Raw genomic sequence first — 16,308 nt, forward strand, 5'->3', positions numbered from 1 at the left:
TCACCCCCTGTTTACTAATTCTTCAATTTCCTGTGCAGTTCATATAATGTATTTAATGCCTGCATTGGCGTCATATCAAGGATATCGAGCGCTTTGACTTTATCAATTATCTTCTTTTCCTTAGAGCCTATTGAAGGTTTCTTCACGTCTTCCGGCTCCTCAAAGAAAGATAATTGGGCAGCAGGCTCTGCCATTTTTTCTGCAGCAGGAATCTCTTTTTTCACATGACCGGGATCGTTCGATTCCAGCCCAGTTAATATTTCATTTGCCCTTACAATCAGTTCATTCGGGAGCTCTGCAAGCTGGGCAACATGTATTCCGTAACTTTTATCTGCCGCTCCTTCCTTAATTTTGTGAAGGAACACAACCCGTCCATTTTGCTCGACTGCGCTGACATGGATGTTTTTCACTTTTTGCAGTTCTTCTTCAAGCACGGTCAATTCATGATAGTGAGTGGAAAATAATGTCTTCGCACCAATCCGGTTGTGAATATATTCAATGATTGCCTGCGCCAAAGCCATCCCATCATAGGTTGATGTTCCGCGGCCGATTTCATCAAATAAAATCAAGCTATTTTGCGTAGCATTCACAATTGCATTTCTCGCTTCAAGCATCTCGACCATGAACGTACTCTGGCCGGAAATAAGGTCATCGGCGGCCCCGATTCTCGTAAATACCTGGTCGAAAATCGGCAGCACGGCTTCAGAAGCAGGCACATAGCAGCCGATTTGCGCTAAAATGGCTGTAAGTGCGATTTGCCTCATATACGTACTTTTACCGGACATATTCGGCCCAGTAATCAGCATCATTTCCCGGTCGGCATCCATATAACAGTCATTCGGCACATATTCCTGTGCGTTCAGCACTTTTTCAACGACTGGATGGCGGCCGTCTTTGATATAAACCCGTCTTTCATTTGAAAAGCTTGGCTTTATATAATGCCTCTGCTCGCTGACAGCAGCGAAGCACTGAAGAACATCCAGCTCACTTACCATTTTCGCCAGCTTTTGCAATCTCGGAATATACTCTTTTACATATTCGCGGACATTCGTAAATAATTCATACTCGAGCTCCACACACTTTTCCTGCGCTTCCAGTATGAGTGCCTCTTTTTCCTTTAATTCAGGCGTAATAAATCGCTCCGCATTGGTCAGGGTCTGCTTGCGCTCATATTGCCCTTCCTGTAATAGATGCAGATTGGCGCGGGTTACTTCAATATAATAGCCAAACACACGGTTAAAACCGATTTTTAATGATTTTATGCCTGTTTTTTCACGTTCCTGCTTCTCAAGCTGGGCAATCCAGGTCTTCCCATTGCGGCTGGCATCACGGTATTTATCCAGCTCTTCATGATAGCCATCCTGAATGATGTTTCCATCCTTCAAAGACAGCGGCGGATTTTCCATAATCGCGCTTTCCAAAGTATCCGTGACTTCTTCACAGGCATCCAGGCGCTCAGCAAGCCTCATTGCTTCTTCATTCGGCAGATTTGAGACCATTTCTTTTAAAATAGGTATCTGCTGAAGAGACTTCTTAAGCTGCACAAGGTCACGTGCATTCACATTACCAAAAGCCACTCTTCCTGCAAGGCGTTCCAGATCATAGACTTCCTTCAGCTTTTCCCTGATTTCTTCCCGTTCAAAGAAAGAGTCCATTAACGTTTTAACCAGCGAATGACGGCGCTTGATTTCCTGTTCATCAATAAGCGGCCTGTCGATCCATTGCTTTAACAGGCGTCCGCCCATGGCTGTCTTCGTTTCATCCAATAGCCATAACAGCGAGCCCTTCTTGCCTTTGCTGCGGATGGTTTCTGTCAGCTCAAGATTCTTTTTCGAAAAATAATCGATTTTCATGTATTGATTAATCTGATAAGTAGCCACTTTTTGAAGATGATCCAAGCTTCTCTTCTGCGTACGGTACAGGTAATTAATCAGTCTGGAAGAAGTTGTCCTAAGCTTGTCCTGATTTAAATCAGCCAAAAGCCCCTGGAAAGATTCTCGGACTCCGCAATCATCCTCGAATGAAATCGCCATAACGGATCGTTCTTTCATTTTCCGCTGCCATTCTCCATCAAAATCGGAAGAGATGACCACTTCCTTTGCTCCTGACATGGACAGCTCGTTCAAAACTTCATCAAACCCGCTGCTTAACATTGTTACTTTCGTCTCACCTGTTGATAAATCATTTGTGGCAAATCCAAAAGTTTCATCTTCAAAAACCGAAATCGATGCAATGTAATTGTTTTCTTTTTCCTGAAGGCCTTTGCCTTCCATCATTGTTCCAGGCGTGATAAGCTGTACGACTTCCCGCTTCACAACACCTTTTGCCTGTTTCGGATCTTCTGTTTGCTCGCAGATTGCGACTTTGTAGCCTTTTTCAATCAATTGTTCAATATATACAGGTGCTGAATGATACGGCACTCCGCACATGGGAATCCGTTCTTCCGTGCCTCCTTCGCGGCTTGTTAATGTGATTTCAAGCTCCTGTGATGCTTTAAGTGCATCATCAAAAAACATTTCGTAAAAGTCGCCAAGCCGAAAAAATAAAAAGGCATCCTGATATTCTGCCTTTACCCGTAAATATTGCTGTATCATAGGCGTGTATGCTGCTGCCATAAAATCCTCCAACGATCCATAATCTATTATTTTATAATCCTGTTTTAGAGATTTCCTCTAAAAACGTCTTTTTCATTATATCATAGATTATCGGCTGACTCAGACGTGCAATATTTGGCGATAAAAAACAGCAGCTCCCCAGTGGAGAGCTGCCAGTATTTCTTAGTTATTGATGTATTTTTCAAACACATATCCGAAGTCTTTCACATTATATTTCTTGCGGCTGTTCATCAGCCAATTGAAGGCTGTTTCATTCAATACACGGAAATTGTCCACTACGTTGGCGTCCTGATTGGACACTGAACGTCCAAGAGTGCTTGATGCCAAATTCAGGCTTTTTTCAGCATACTCCATGGACACTTCATTTTCTCGGCAGATTTCGGAAATACGGATCAGAGCTTTATATAAATCTTTCAATTCTTCGATATGCTTTTTATGTACGTCAATAGAGAAAGACTGAGATCCGATCACGAATTTTATTTCTACATCCAAATCTACCGTACCAGCTGTTTCCAGCATAACATTTGAAATGCTGTATTCGCGGTAGCTGTAGCGCTTTAGAGTTCGTTTTTTACTGACTGCACTTGTACCATCCAGATGAATAAGCGCCTTATTCGTAAAGCAGTATTCATCCGACTTGGACTTGATCAGGAAATAAATTTTCTCATTATCTTCGTGCAGGACATAATCGTCAGCATCAACTTTGTCATAATCAGCCGGCTGGATGACGCTTCCCACATCGCTTAATCCCAGCACATCAGAGGCAACCTTTTTAAACATAAACCCTCAACCTTTCTGCATTCATTTTACTACTTTGCTATTTTAACATATTTAGGAAAACGATGGCTTATTCATTGTAAAATTATCATTTGAAAAGCTCCCGGCAAACCGGAAGCATCATATTCCTGGCGTATTCATCAATACAATCGGCCATCCATCAGGATCTTCTATCGTCAATCCGCCTCTGCCCCAATATGGATTTTCCGGTTCTGTTTCCAAATACCCAAAAGCAGCAAGCCTTTCGGCAATGTTATCCCGCTCCAGGCGGTCTCCAACATAAAAGACTAATAGATGTTCCTTTGTAGGCTGCGGAAGCTCCATTTTTTCCTTGGATTGTGTAAATTCAAGATGGTACTGGCTATCAGGCAGACCAATCATAATGCCATCATAGCCTTCATGATTCCGAAACTCGCCGACTCTCTTCAGACCCAGTCCTTTTTCATAAAAGGAAATGAGTTTATCAAGCTGGTTTGTCGGACGTGCTATGCGAAATTGCACAGCTGGGATGCTCCCTTCCCATTCCTTTCTCACGATCACTTCATAAGGATATTCCTGATGCTGAAACATGGCATCCCTTGGTCCCGAAGCAAATATTTTAATAGGAGAAATAACGGCAGCTCTTCCTGTTGGATACCAGTTCCGCCCTTCCTTCACAAGCACAAAAACCCCTTTCCTGTCTCCGTAAAAAGCAAACGTCCCGCTGGAATCCATCTGTTCATTGTGCAGATACTGATCAAATTCCTGCTCCATTGCAGATACATCTTTGACAGGCAAGCCAACTTCCCCAACATCATGCCAGCGGACACCCTCCTTTTTTACACCATCCAAAGGCCGCTCCAGCATCTCCATAATATTTCCGTCCGGATCGATAAAATAGGCCTGCTTTCCTTTCCAAAACATACTGTACTCGCCGCACTCATTTGGCAGCAGCACACTTTCAGCCCCTAATTTCTGATACATATGATCAAAGTACTCAGTATTAGTCCTGAAGCATACATGATAAAAAGGAATCGTTGCATCTTTCTCAAAATGAATCTTTGTTGAGCCGGCCATGATCGTAAAATAACTCTCAGTCTCCGTCAGCAGCTCCATCTCCAGCACATTTACATAAAATTCTTTCATCCTGTCTAAATCATTGCACTTCAAATTCAATTGAAATATTTTCATCCTTGTCTCTCCCCTTTACATCTTATACCTCCATTTTAAGGAAAGACTCTGCAGATGAATTCAGACTAAAGGCGGAAGATACTGTCGTTAATTCGCTGGAATATGAAATATAAAAAGAAAAACTAGGAAGCAAAACCTCCTAGTTTGTCATTATTCTTCTTCAGTTCCCACCAAGAAATCCGGATTTAAATCCTCGAATTCTTCATCGTCCACATCAAGTCCCCAATCGTCATCATCACATTCGCACTTGTCTGGGTAAACAGCTACACAAACTTTTGTTTCGCCGATCACCTCGACCATGAATTCTCTTTCCACAGTGACGATGATTTTGTTGCCGTTTGGAGAAATGACTGCTTCACAGCAGCTCGGCTGCTGCAGAACACGGGCGATGACATCATGATCATCCAAACAGTCCGGATCACGGTACTTCAATTTAATGACATCTTTATACTCAACCCGTTCGGTAACAACTTCGGTTTTTGTATTGTTGTTGAAGGAGTACCAAACGTTAATGTCATAATGGCCGCTGATTTCCACTGTTTTTCCAGCTTTTTTCGCCTCGTACGTATGGTTTATGATCCAGCAGCCAAGTATGCTTGACGGATGGTGTGACGGGCAGATCGTATGATTGGACTGTGTGAATTTACGTCCTTTCGCAACGACCGCTTTCGTTATAATCTCTCTGTAATCTCCCATTGCGAGCGAACCCTCCTCATTCATTTTCAATTCATCCTATGCGGGATATTAGACTAGTGTGCGATAATTTTTGATGAATGTTAGGCAAAAGTATTGGCATGATTTATAGTATGCCAGGAGCGGGCGAATGTTCCGGTCTGAACAAATCCAGCAGGAGAATTTCTATATATATAAGGAATGTGTATACCTATGGTAAGGCCTTAAAACTCACTGATGGGTATGTGATTGAAAAATGCACGTTTGTCCTGCTGCATCTGCGGAGACAGCTTGGCTCAAGAATCAATATAATAAACTATCGATAAGGAGGTGAACAGGAATGGCAGACAAGGAGAACTCCAACTATAAAGTTTCAATCAATGGCAAAGAGCTGACAGGGGAAGAAGCAAAACAATATACTGAACAAATGGTAACCAAGTTTACTGAAACATTGGGCGGATACTATACAAAAGGATTTGAAAAAATTCAGTCTGAAGAGTTAAAAGGAAATCTAATGGAATCTCTTAAACCATTGAAAAACCTAGAAGGGCTCTTCACAAAAAATTCCTCCAGGATCGGTAATATGATTCCTGTATTAAAAAATCTGCTGCCTGTTGTGGAAACATCCGAGGATTATAAACAGGTGAAACTATCTGTAAATGGAAAAAAACTTCTGGATCTGGATCTTTCAGACATGATGAAGAAAGACTCATAATCTAGAAAACAGCCACTTCAATCAATTGAAGGAGGTGAAAAAATATGCTATCAAGATGCTATGACGATTACGAAAACGATAATGGCATATTGCCTAGCGGCGGAGCAGTAAATGGAGCAGACAGCGGGAATGAAGCGGAAGCTTTTACTTTCGCTGCACAAGCAAACCTTCCTCAAACAAACCTAAACGGCCAATTGCCGATTTCTGGTGGAGGCTTTGCTATTAACGCTGCACTGATCAACATTCCAATTCTTTCTGTTCAATACAATATTGCAAATGGAGGAGACTCCACAGCCATTTCTGTGAACACTACAACTCAGCAGCAAAGCAACAAAGCGTAATTAAAGATAAAGCAATTCTTTCTATGCAGAATCTTAAAATGTCCAAAAAGAAGGGAGGGAGTACCATGCTAAGTCAAAATATGCAAAAGCTGGATCTGGATCCGGAAGTCCTCAAGCAGCTGGGTATTCCAAAGGAGTTTATTGATATGGCTGCAGAAGCCGGAATACCGTCGATCAATAACCATGCTGCTGGCGGTAAAGGCGGACGGGCTATCAATCTCACATATGTGGATAACTATTCGACATTGCTCCTTGTATATACTTTTCTCCTCAACTTTTTGGACAAAAAATCTGATGATGCAGGGACTAAAATGCTGAATCAATCCCTGCTGTCAACGTTAAATGCTGCGATCATCGAACAGCAGGAGTACAGAAAAGAATTTCTAAAGGCAGTAGAACTATTACGAAACCAATAAAAGGCCCCCCCACAACCCATGGCCAATACCAACTCCTCCCTTAAATATAGAACGTAAAAAACACCCTGCACTAATTGATGCAGGGTGTTTCGCTATCTGTTTATTAATGTGTACAGCTGCTGTTGCTGATTTTTGATCCCGTTTCACCGCTCAGAAGATTTCCGCCTGTAGAAGTAATGACTTCGTCTGTTACAGTGTTGGAAATCGTATTAGCCACAATCTGCAGCAATTCATTAACATCCACCTGGGATTGCTTGAATTCCTGGACAACCGGGATTTCATCCAGCTGCTGTTCCAACTGGGCAATTTTTTCTTCCGTTTTCTTTAATGCTTCAGCTTTACCATAGTGCTGAAGATTGACAGCCTGCTTTTGCAAGCCTTTGATTGTTGTAATGGTAGCACTAACCTTTTCGTTTTCATTAATCTGTGCTTCTGCACGCTTGAAGAAATCCACTTCTTCTGTCTCTGCAATCATGCGTGCCAATTCCTTCGCACGTTCTACAATCTCATCTTTTGTGTATTTAGCCATTACTGCTTCACCTCAACCGCGTCTAGTTCTTCTACCATTTCTCCGTTTAGGGACCAAGTCTTCGCATCGGTTACTTTTACATTCACAATTTTGCCGATCGCTGTTTTCGGTCCCTTAAAGTTTACCAGCTTGTTCTTTCTTGTGTATCCTGCAAGAATTTCAGGATTGTTCTTGCTTTCCCCTTCCACAAGAACTTCGACAGTCTGGCCTTTATATTTTTTCATTGCTTCTGCCGATAATTCATTAACAACTGCGTTCAGGCGCTGAAGACGTTCTTTCTTCACTTCCATTGGCACGTTATCCACCATTTTGGCCGCTGGTGTGCCTTCACGAGGTGAGTAAATGAACGTATAAGCAGCATCAAAGCCTACTTCCCTATACAGAGATATTGTTTCTTCAAATTGCTCTTCTGTCTCATTAGGATAGCCGACGATGATATCAGTTGTAAAAGTAGCCTCTGGAATAGCAGCTTTAATCTTGCGAACCAGCTCCAAATATTGTTCCCTTGTATATTTACGGGCCATGATTTTCAGGACATCTGTAGAACCAGATTGAACTGGAAGGTGAATATGCTCTACCAGATTGCCGCCTTTGGCAAGCACTTCAATCAGATGATCGTCAAAGTCGCGCGGATGGCTGGTTGTAAAGCGTACTCGCGGAATGTCGATTTTGCGCATTTCATCCATTAAATCGCCAAGACCGTAATTCATATCCTCAAAATCTTTTCCATACGCGTTTACGTTTTGCCCAAGCAGGGTAATTTCCTGGTAGCCCTGTGCCGCTAACTGGCGCACTTCCTGAATGATATCCTCAGGACGTCTGCTCCGCTCTTTTCCGCGTGTATAAGGAACGATGCAGTACGTGCAGAATTTATCACAGCCGTACATAATGTTGACCCATGCTTTAATATTCCCGCGGCGTACTTTAGGAAGGTTCTCAATTACATCCCCTTCTTTAGACCATACTTCAATAACCATTTCCTTCGACATATACGCTTCTTGAAGAATGTTAGGAAGACGGTGAATGTTGTGTGTTCCAAATATCATATCTACCTGGTTATATGTTTTAAGAATCTTGTTAACAACAGATTCTTCCTGTGACATACATCCGCAGACACCAATTAGGAGATCGGGATTTTCCTTTTTTAAATGTTTTAGATGGCCAAGTTCTCCGAACACTTTATTCTCGGCATTTTCACGGATGGCACATGTATTAAGTAAAATGACATTTGCATCTTCCACTGATTCTGTATGCTCATAGCCAAGACCAAGGAAAATACCAGCCATAACTTCGGTATCATGCTCATTCATCTGGCAGCCGTAAGTGCGGATATAGAATTTGCGGCCATTCCCCATGCCATGAAATTCTTCAGGAATTTTAAAATCTTTATGATATTTCACTTCTTCTTTACCGCGTTTTTTCGCTTCCTTTAAGGAAGGTGCAGTATAAACAGTTTCAAAGTATTTGCTGTAATCCTTTACGGATTTTTTGTCCGAAGGATTTGCTGTTTGCACTTGCTGGCTTTCTAGACGTTGTTTTTCGTTCATCATGTATCCCCTTTCTCTATTCCTGAGCAGCATCTATCATTTAAACTCAATTTTCAGCTATAATCATGTGGTGCAATTTATATATGTGCACATTATTATAGTATAAGGCTTTCTGATGGTTAAAACAATAGAAAACAGCACTCAGCCTCTTATCAGAAGCTATTACTTGTATGTACGATCAGGGATAATTTTAATCCTGCACATTCACTAATACTAGACTAAATTTAATGTTTTGTGTGTGATAGATGTCACATTTAATCTTATTCAACACATGAAAAAAGAAGCCCGGGATTCCCGGACTTCTTATGATTACATAAATTCAGCTGCAAGTTTATCAAAGTGAGCTTGATCAAGATCAAGATCCGCTTGTGATAAAGGAGTTTCAGAGTAACCTGAAAGCAATTCCTGATAAGACTTGCGCTCTGTGTCCTGATAGATTAAGCCAGTTACAAGGCCGCTGTGCTTCATAAGAGTCTGCATAGCCATTTCACGGCTTGAATGATCATAGCCTTCCACATCGCTAAGCTTTGTCAGGTTTTCTTTAAACCAGTCATATGTGTTTACTTTATTGTATGTAACACATGGGCTGAACACGTTAATTAAAGAGAAGCCATCATGCTTGATGCCTGCTTCGATTAACGCAGTCAGATCTTTAAGGTCAGTAGAGAAGCTTTGTGCCACGAAAGTCGCACCAGCAGTTAATGCCATTTCCATTGGAGAGATCGCCTGCTCAATAGAACCTTGCGGAGTAGACTTCGTTTTGAAACCAGCCGCAGAACGCGGTGAAGTCTGCCCTTTTGTTAAACCATAGATTTGGTTATCCATTACGATATAAGTGATGTTCACATTACGGCGGATCGCATGGATCGTATGGCCCATACCGATCGCGAATCCGTCTCCGTCACCGCCGGATGCGATAACTGTTAAATCGCGGTTAGCCATTTTCACACCCTGGGCGATCGGCAGTGAACGCCCATGAATGCCGTGGAAACCGTATGAATTGATATAGCCGGAAATACGTCCGGAGCATCCAATGCCTGATACTACAGCTAAGTTCTCAGGCTCTAAACCAACATTTGCTGCCGCACGCTGAATCGCAGCCTGCACGGAGAAGTCTCCACAGCCTGGGCACCAGTTTGGTTTTACATTATTTCGAAAATCTTTAAATGTGGCCATTTAGAACAACTCCTTGCATTTTGTGTGAATTTCATGCGGCAAGAATGGATTTCCGTCGTACTTCAATAGCTTATGTACTTTCTCAGCATGTCCGACGTTCATCTTCATGATGTTCGCTAATTGTCCTGTAGCGTTGTTTTCTACTACAGCGATTTTCTTAGCTGATTTCACAAGCGGCAATAACTCATCAGTTGGGAAAGGATGGATCAGGCGAACTTGTGCATGGTTCACTTTAATACCGTCCTGTTCAAGTCTGCTCATTGCTTCCTCAATTGCACCGCGTGTTGAATTGAAGCCGACGATCAGCAAATCTGATTCTTCATGAGGAGCATTTTTGTGAACAGGTGTATTGAATTTAATATTTTCAATCTTGCGGAAACGCTTATCCATTTGCGCATTGCGGTTAGCAGCTGATTCTGAAGGTTTTCCAGTTTCATCATGCTCCACACCCGTCACATGGTGGATTCCGTTCTTCATGCCAGGTATCACTCGAGGTGAAACTCCATCTTCTGTAACCTCAAAGCGCTTGAAGTAGCCTTTGTTTTCAATTTCAGGAAGTTCTTCTGTAACAAGCTTTCCTCGGCGGATTTCAACTTTGCTGAAATCAAGCGGCTCCACTGTCTGCTTTCCAAGAGAAAGCTGCAAGTCTGAGAGGACAATAACCGGGCACTGGTATTCTTCTGCAAGGTTGAAAGCTTCAGCTGTATCATAGAATGCTTCCTGTACAGTACTAGGAGCGAGCACGATTTTTGGAATCTCGCCATGAGTTCCGTAAATCATTGCCATTAAATCAGATTGCTCCTGCTTTGTCGGTAGTCCTGTAGAAGGGCCGCCACGCTGTGTATCAACGATAACAAGCGGTGTTTCAGTAATCCCTGAAAGGCCGATTGCTTCCATCTTAAGGGAAAGTCCAGGACCAGCAGATGCTGTAATTGAGCGGACACCGGCGTAGTTTGCACCGATTGCCATTGTAACTGCGGCAATTTCATCTTCTGTCTGGATGACAGATCCACCAAGCGCCGGAAGTTTCTTAATCAGATATTCCATGATTTCGGATGCAGGTGTGATTGGGTAAGCGGCCATGAAGCGGCATCCGCCTGCAAGCGCACCAAGAGCGATTGCATCGTTTCCGATCATGAATAAACGCTTCAGCCCGTCAGCTTTTTCAAGCTCCATTAATTCCACATCATCGCTAAGCTTTTCTTTCATGAAATCAAATCCAGCCTGAATGGCTTCCATGTTCTTATCGACAACCTGCTGTCCTTTTCGCCCAAAAATCTCTTGAACTACTTCTTCAAATACTTTAATATTTAAATTTAGAACTGCACATGTCGCACCAACAGCAACCATGTTTTTCATCAGGGATGTTCCAAGCTCTGTAGCAATCTCTGTAAAAGGCACTGCAAACAAAGCTGCATTCGTATCTTCTGGCTGTTTTGGATCAAATTTCGCATCTGCAATCATGATCCCTTTATCGTGAAGTTCTTTGTAGTTTAAATCGATTGTTTCCTGGTCAAAAGCTACCAGAATATCTAAATCGTCCGAAATAGAACGAATTTGTGACGTGCTGACGCGAATCTTGTTGTTCGTGTGCCCGCCCTTAATACGTGATGAAAAGTGGCGGTAACCGTACAGGTAGTAGCCCAAACGATTTAACGCAATGGAGAAAATCTCCCCGGTACTTTCGATACCTTCCCCTTGCTGTCCTCCAACTTTCCATGAAAGTTGATTGATCATGTCTTACACCCCTTTAGATACGTTAAGAAATTATGTAAAAACGTTTATTTAATATAAGTGTAGTACTTGTCCAGTCAATCCTGTTATTTCACCATACCTTAAAGGCTATATTCTGGAAGATGGATGGGTACTAAACGCTTTCAATTCTAGACCTATGTGTATAAAAAAGCAACCCTTTCTGAATATTTATTGGCTAAAAGATGAATATTTTTTTATTTTTTGAAAAATACTAAAAAGATTATTTCTTTTTGGATTAAATAGGTCTCCCACATCCCTTGATATTCAGTTTTTTCACCATTTTCACCTTGGAAATCTGTTATAGAAATTCCGAAATGAAAATTTTTCAGCTTGTATATCAGAATAATATTTTGTTAATTCATTTATCAGGCTATCGTATTTTCTTGCATCCTCCAAACCTGTAACTCTTCCATCCGTACCGTCAAAATCCGAACCAAAGCCTACATGATTTTCTCCTCCAAGTGAACATACATGTTCAAGATGTCTTAGGATATCAGTAATCGTGGCTGTTTGTTTTCCTGATAAAAACTCCGTCACAAATGTAATGCCCATCACACTGTCCCGGTCAATCAGAGCTTCGATCTGTTCGTTTGATAAATTGCGGGGATTCGGGCACAGCGAATAGCAGTTCGAGTGAGAGGCAAAAGGATAGTCCGCCCATTCCATCACATCCCAGAACCCGCGTTCAGAAAGATGGGATACATCGCACCATGCTTTGCTGGCATTTAATTCATATACCACTTGTTTGCCAAATAAAGAAAGCCCTGCCCCCCTTTCTTCAAGCACTCCATCAGCCGCACAGTTTGCATAATTCCAGGTCAATCCCACTGAAGACACTCCCAGCCTGAGAAGCGTCTTCAATTTAAGCAGATCGCAGCCAACTGCCTCACATCCCTCCAGTGTCAGCACTGCCCCTACTTCATCATTCTGCAGCAGGTCGATGTCCCGGCTGCTTCTAATGAGCTTTAATTGCGGGTTGGGTTTAAGCACTTTATCGTAAAACAGATCGGTCATATATAGGGCTGCGTTGAACTTCATTTCCGGATGGACAGATTCAGGAACATATATAGCAAAGCATTGAACCTTTAAACGGGAAGCCTGCAGCCCTTCCAGGTTCACCTGAAGACTGCCTGAATTTTTAAAGTCAACCTTTCTGTCCATAAACATTTTATATAGGACATCACAATGTGCATCAAATATTTTCACGCTGTTTTCCTCCCATTATCTGCATAGCTTTATCTTATTAAAAAAAGAACCTGTTTGCCTAAGATGCAAACAGGTTTTAATATTTTTGCACGAATTTATATTTTGCTGACTTATGCATATAACAAAGGATGATTTCCCATTCTGAAGCTTTTGCCTAACGCGGCTCCACAATCAGCTTAATGGCAGTCCGCTCTTCGCCGTCAATCAGGATATCCGTGAATGCAGGGATACAAATTAAATCCACTCCGCTAGGCGCTACGAATCCTCTTGCGATCGCTACTGCCTTAACAGCCTGGTTCAATGCACCCGCACCAATTGCCTGGATTTCCGCACTTCCTCTTTCGCGAAGAACTCCGGCAAGCGCACCAGCTACAGAATTAGGATTAGATTTTGCTGAAACTTTTAATATTTCCATTCCTAGCTCCTCCTCGTTTTACCCCTCCTGTATGCATTGCTCAAAGCGCTGATTCGCCTTCTGCAAAGGCAGAATGCCTTCAGATAAGCAATTACTTTCCGTTCATGCACATCCCGCTTTGATGGAATTTAGCACCAGGTCTATATATCATTCCATTGCTACTATATTCAGCTTAGAATTCACATATTCCGGCTTGGACAAAAAAAGCATGGTTTTAAGCTGAATTTTCTGCAAAAACTAAAAAACTGCACTCGGACATCCGAATGCAGGTTTTATCAGTTTATGAGTAAAAAGGATGGTCATCGTTAATCAAGATCCGGTCAATTTTTTTTGCCAGACCCGTTTTTGGACTCAGCTCAATGAATGCTGCACTTAATTGGGTCCTGCCTTCTTTCGGAACCTCAAATCGAACCGGCAGTCCAGTCAAAAACCTTTTGATTACAGCTTCTTTTTCAACACCAAGGATACCGTCATAAGGGCCTGTCATTCCCACATCAGACATAAAGGCTGTCCCGCCAGGCAAAATACGGTTATCGGCTGTCTGCACATGTGTATGCGTACCAACGACTGCTGATACTTTTCCATCCAAATACCAGCCCATTGCCTGTTTTTCACTTGTTGCTTCCGCATGAAAATCAACAAAAATGAACGGAGTCCTTTCACGGGCTTCTTTTATCAGTTCATCCGCCTTTTGGAAAGGACAATCACTTGTATTCATAAAAGTCCTGCCCTGAAGGCTGATAACCGCTACTTCCTCTGTATTAAATTTTAAAAACACCATGCCTTTGCCAGGATTATTTGAAGGAAAATTGGCCGGACGAACCATATATTTAGCGCGGTCAATGAATTCAAAAATTTCCCGGTTATCCCAAGTATGATTTCCGAGAGTTACCGCCTGAGCACCAGCCTCCAGAAAGCCGCGGTAAATCTTTTCCGTAATTCCCTTTCCACCCGCTGCATTTTCCCCATTAATAATCGTGATATGAGGGCGGTATTTTTCTTTTAGCTTCGGTACATATTCAGTGATCATATCCCGCCCCTGGGATCCTACTACATCTCCGACAAACAATATATTCATGTCATATCCCTTTCTGTTTTTAAAGATATATGTATGCTTTTCCAGTCATTTTTATTAGTTTAACACAGTTTTCTGCATCAATATAAAGCACACCCCGAAATAGAAATAAAGCGATGCATGTGCATCGCTTTATTTTGCATATTCAACGGCCCTCGTTTCACGGATAACCGTGACCTTGATGTGTCCTGGATAATCAAGTTCCTCTTCAATTTTCTTACGGATATCCCTTGCCAAACGATGAGCTTCAAGGTCATCAATTTGTTCAGGCTTAACCATAATGCGAATTTCGCGTCCTGCCTGAATGGCAAATGATTTTTCAACGCCATCATAGGATTCTGAAATCTCTTCAAGCTTTTCCAAACGGCGAATATAGTTCTCAAGCGTCTCTCTTCTTGCTCCAGGTCTTGCTGCTGATAAAGCATCAGCTGCAGCGACAAGTACCGCAATGATCGATGTAGGCTCTGTGTCTCCATGGTGTGAAGCGATACTGTTGATGACAACAGGATGCTCCTTATACTTAGTGGCAAGTTCCACACCAATTTCAACATGGCTTCCTTCCACTTCATGGTCGATTGCTTTACCGATATCATGAAGCAATCCTGCACGGCGTGCCAATGTTTCGTCCTGTCCCAATTCGGCAGCCAGCAAACCTGAAAGCTGAGCCACTTCCATTGAATGCTTTAACACATTCTGACCGTAGCTTGTACGGAATTTTAAACGGCCAAGAATTTTGATTAAATCTGGATGCAGACCGTGAACACCAACCTCGAAAGTGGTTTGTTCACCAATTTCACGGATGTGTTCATCCACTTCACGGCGGGCCTTATCAACCATTTCCTCAATCCGGGCTGGATGGATGCGTCCGTCTTGAACCAGTTTGTCTAAAGCTAAGCGTGCAGTCTCACGCCGAATTGGATCAAAACCGGATAAAATAACCGCTTCCGGCGTATCATCGATTATGAGATCAATTCCAGTCAGAGTTTCCAGAGTACGGATATTACGGCCTTCACGGCCAATAATGCGCCCTTTCATCTCATCATTTGGCAGGTTGACAACTGATACAGTAGTTTCTGCTACATGATCCGCTGCACATCTTTGGATAGCCAGTGACAAGATTTCCTTCGCTTTCTTATCTGAGTCCTCTTTCGCTCTAGTCTCGCTCTCTTTTACCATAATAGCGACATCGTGAGCCACTTCCTGCTCAGTGCGCTCTAAAATGATGGACTTTGCCTCTTCACGAGTCAAGCCTGAGATACGTTCCAGCTCAGCTTGCTGCTCTTTAATCATCTCGTCCACTTTGCTTTCCATCTCTTCAATATGCTGTTGTCTTTTGCTAAGAGAATCGTCCCTCTTTTCTAAAAGCACTTCACGTTTATCTAACGTTTCATCTTTGCGATCAAGGTTCTCTTCTCTTTGCATTAAGCGATTTTCTTGTTTTTGCAGTTCATTTCTTCGATCACGAATTTCACTTTCCGCATCTGTGCGAAGCTTGTGAATTTCATCTTTCGCTTCAAGCAGGGCTTCTTTCTTAGTAGCCTCAGCTTCTCGCTTTGCGTCTTCCAAAATCTGCTCAGCAGCATCTTTAGCTCCTGCAATTTTTGCTTCGGCAATAGATTTGCGAACAAAATAGCCAACAATAGCACCGACGATTAGGCCAAGCAAAATGGAGATGATTGCTGTTACTAGATCCATCATTTCACCTCCTCTTGCTATGAACTTGTTTGTGTTACGTTTTTTAAAGTGTCGGCATGTACATTGTCCAATTCAACATACAGCACTAAGGCTTTTAAACGTTTCAATCTTAAAAAAGCATTGGGCATCCATTTTGGGCTGGCATAATATTAACGTATGAATAGCCAATGGAGCCTGGAGCCAGACAATGTCTAACTCAATAAG

At 42.3% G+C, this 16,308-nt stretch carries 15 protein-coding genes; 3 read left to right on the forward strand and 12 right to left on the reverse strand.

Annotated features, from left to right (window positions below; translation table 11 throughout):
• Positions 1-14: 14 nt before the first annotated feature.
• The 4 genes from mutS to QUF73_07885 form a co-directional block, all read right to left on the reverse strand.
• Positions 15-2,615, reverse strand: a complete 2,601-nt coding sequence (gene mutS, locus QUF73_07870) for a DNA mismatch repair protein MutS (GenBank protein ID MDM5226126.1) — start codon at positions 2,613-2,615, stop codon at positions 15-17.
• 162 nt (positions 2,616-2,777) lie between these two features.
• Positions 2,778-3,395: a PH domain-containing protein gene (locus tag QUF73_07875; protein MDM5226127.1), complete on the reverse strand. Its 618-nt coding sequence runs from the start codon at positions 3,393-3,395 to the stop codon at positions 2,778-2,780.
• A gap of 117 nt (positions 3,396-3,512) precedes the next feature.
• Positions 3,513-3,902: a VOC family protein gene (locus QUF73_07880; protein MDM5226128.1), complete on the reverse strand. Its 390-nt coding sequence runs from the start codon at positions 3,900-3,902 to the stop codon at positions 3,513-3,515.
• Positions 3,903-4,712: 810 nt separating this feature from the next.
• Entirely contained in the window at positions 4,713-5,258 is a 546-nt protein-coding gene (locus QUF73_07885) for an outer spore coat protein CotE (GenBank protein MDM5226129.1), read from the reverse strand.
• A 316-nt stretch (positions 5,259-5,574) separates the two neighbouring features.
• On the opposite strand from QUF73_07885, the gene QUF73_07890 reads away from it, so the two are divergent.
• From QUF73_07890 to QUF73_07900, 3 genes are all read left to right on the forward strand, one after another.
• Positions 5,575-5,949, forward strand: a complete 375-nt coding sequence (locus tag QUF73_07890) for a hypothetical protein (GenBank protein ID MDM5226130.1) — start codon at positions 5,575-5,577, stop codon at positions 5,947-5,949.
• 44 nt (positions 5,950-5,993) lie between these two features.
• The gene (locus QUF73_07895) at positions 5,994-6,290 is read left to right on the forward strand and encodes a hypothetical protein (protein MDM5226131.1); all 297 of its coding nucleotides are present in this window, start codon (positions 5,994-5,996) and stop codon (positions 6,288-6,290) included.
• Between the two features lie 65 nt (positions 6,291-6,355).
• Complete coding sequence (locus QUF73_07900) at positions 6,356-6,706, forward strand: hypothetical protein (protein MDM5226132.1); 351 nt, start codon at positions 6,356-6,358, stop codon at positions 6,704-6,706.
• Between the two features lie 103 nt (positions 6,707-6,809).
• On the opposite strand, the gene QUF73_07905 is transcribed toward QUF73_07900, so the two are convergent.
• The 8 genes from QUF73_07905 to rny all read right to left on the reverse strand — a co-directional run bounded on the left by QUF73_07905 (position 6,810) and on the right by rny (position 16,104).
• Entirely contained in the window at positions 6,810-7,235 is a 426-nt protein-coding gene (locus tag QUF73_07905) for a RicAFT regulatory complex protein RicA family protein (GenBank protein ID MDM5226133.1), read from the reverse strand.
• Positions 7,235-8,785 (reverse strand): tRNA (N6-isopentenyl adenosine(37)-C2)-methylthiotransferase MiaB, encoded by a 1,551-nt coding sequence (gene miaB / locus QUF73_07910; GenBank protein MDM5226134.1) that lies wholly within the window; start codon positions 8,783-8,785, stop codon positions 7,235-7,237. The genes QUF73_07905 and miaB overlap by 1 nt, the downstream gene beginning before the upstream one ends.
• A 306-nt stretch (positions 8,786-9,091) precedes the next feature.
• On the reverse strand, positions 9,092-9,958 hold the full coding sequence (locus tag QUF73_07915) for a 2-oxoacid:ferredoxin oxidoreductase subunit beta (GenBank protein ID MDM5226135.1): 867 nt from the start codon (positions 9,956-9,958) through the stop codon (positions 9,092-9,094).
• On the reverse strand, positions 9,959-11,695 hold the full coding sequence (locus tag QUF73_07920) for a 2-oxoacid:acceptor oxidoreductase subunit alpha (protein ID MDM5226136.1): 1,737 nt from the start codon (positions 11,693-11,695) through the stop codon (positions 9,959-9,961).
• Between the two features lie 300 nt (positions 11,696-11,995).
• Entirely contained in the window at positions 11,996-12,919 is a 924-nt protein-coding gene (locus QUF73_07925) for a dipeptidase (protein MDM5226137.1), read from the reverse strand.
• A gap of 154 nt (positions 12,920-13,073) precedes the next feature.
• Positions 13,074-13,334 carry a stage V sporulation protein SpoVS gene (gene spoVS, locus QUF73_07930; protein ID MDM5226138.1) on the reverse strand — a complete coding sequence of 87 codons (261 nt, stop codon included), beginning with the start codon at positions 13,332-13,334 and terminating at the stop codon, positions 13,074-13,076.
• Positions 13,335-13,614: 280 nt separating this feature from the next.
• Complete coding sequence (locus QUF73_07935) at positions 13,615-14,412, reverse strand: TIGR00282 family metallophosphoesterase (protein ID MDM5226139.1); 798 nt, start codon at positions 14,410-14,412, stop codon at positions 13,615-13,617.
• A 129-nt stretch (positions 14,413-14,541) separates the two neighbouring features.
• Positions 14,542-16,104: a ribonuclease Y gene (gene rny / locus QUF73_07940; protein ID MDM5226140.1), complete on the reverse strand. Its 1,563-nt coding sequence runs from the start codon at positions 16,102-16,104 to the stop codon at positions 14,542-14,544.
• Positions 16,105-16,308 lie beyond the last annotated feature (204 nt).

It is taken from the genome of Cytobacillus sp. NJ13 (assembly GCA_030348385.1).
GTDB lineage: Bacteria > Bacillota > Bacilli > Bacillales > Cytobacillaceae > Cytobacillus.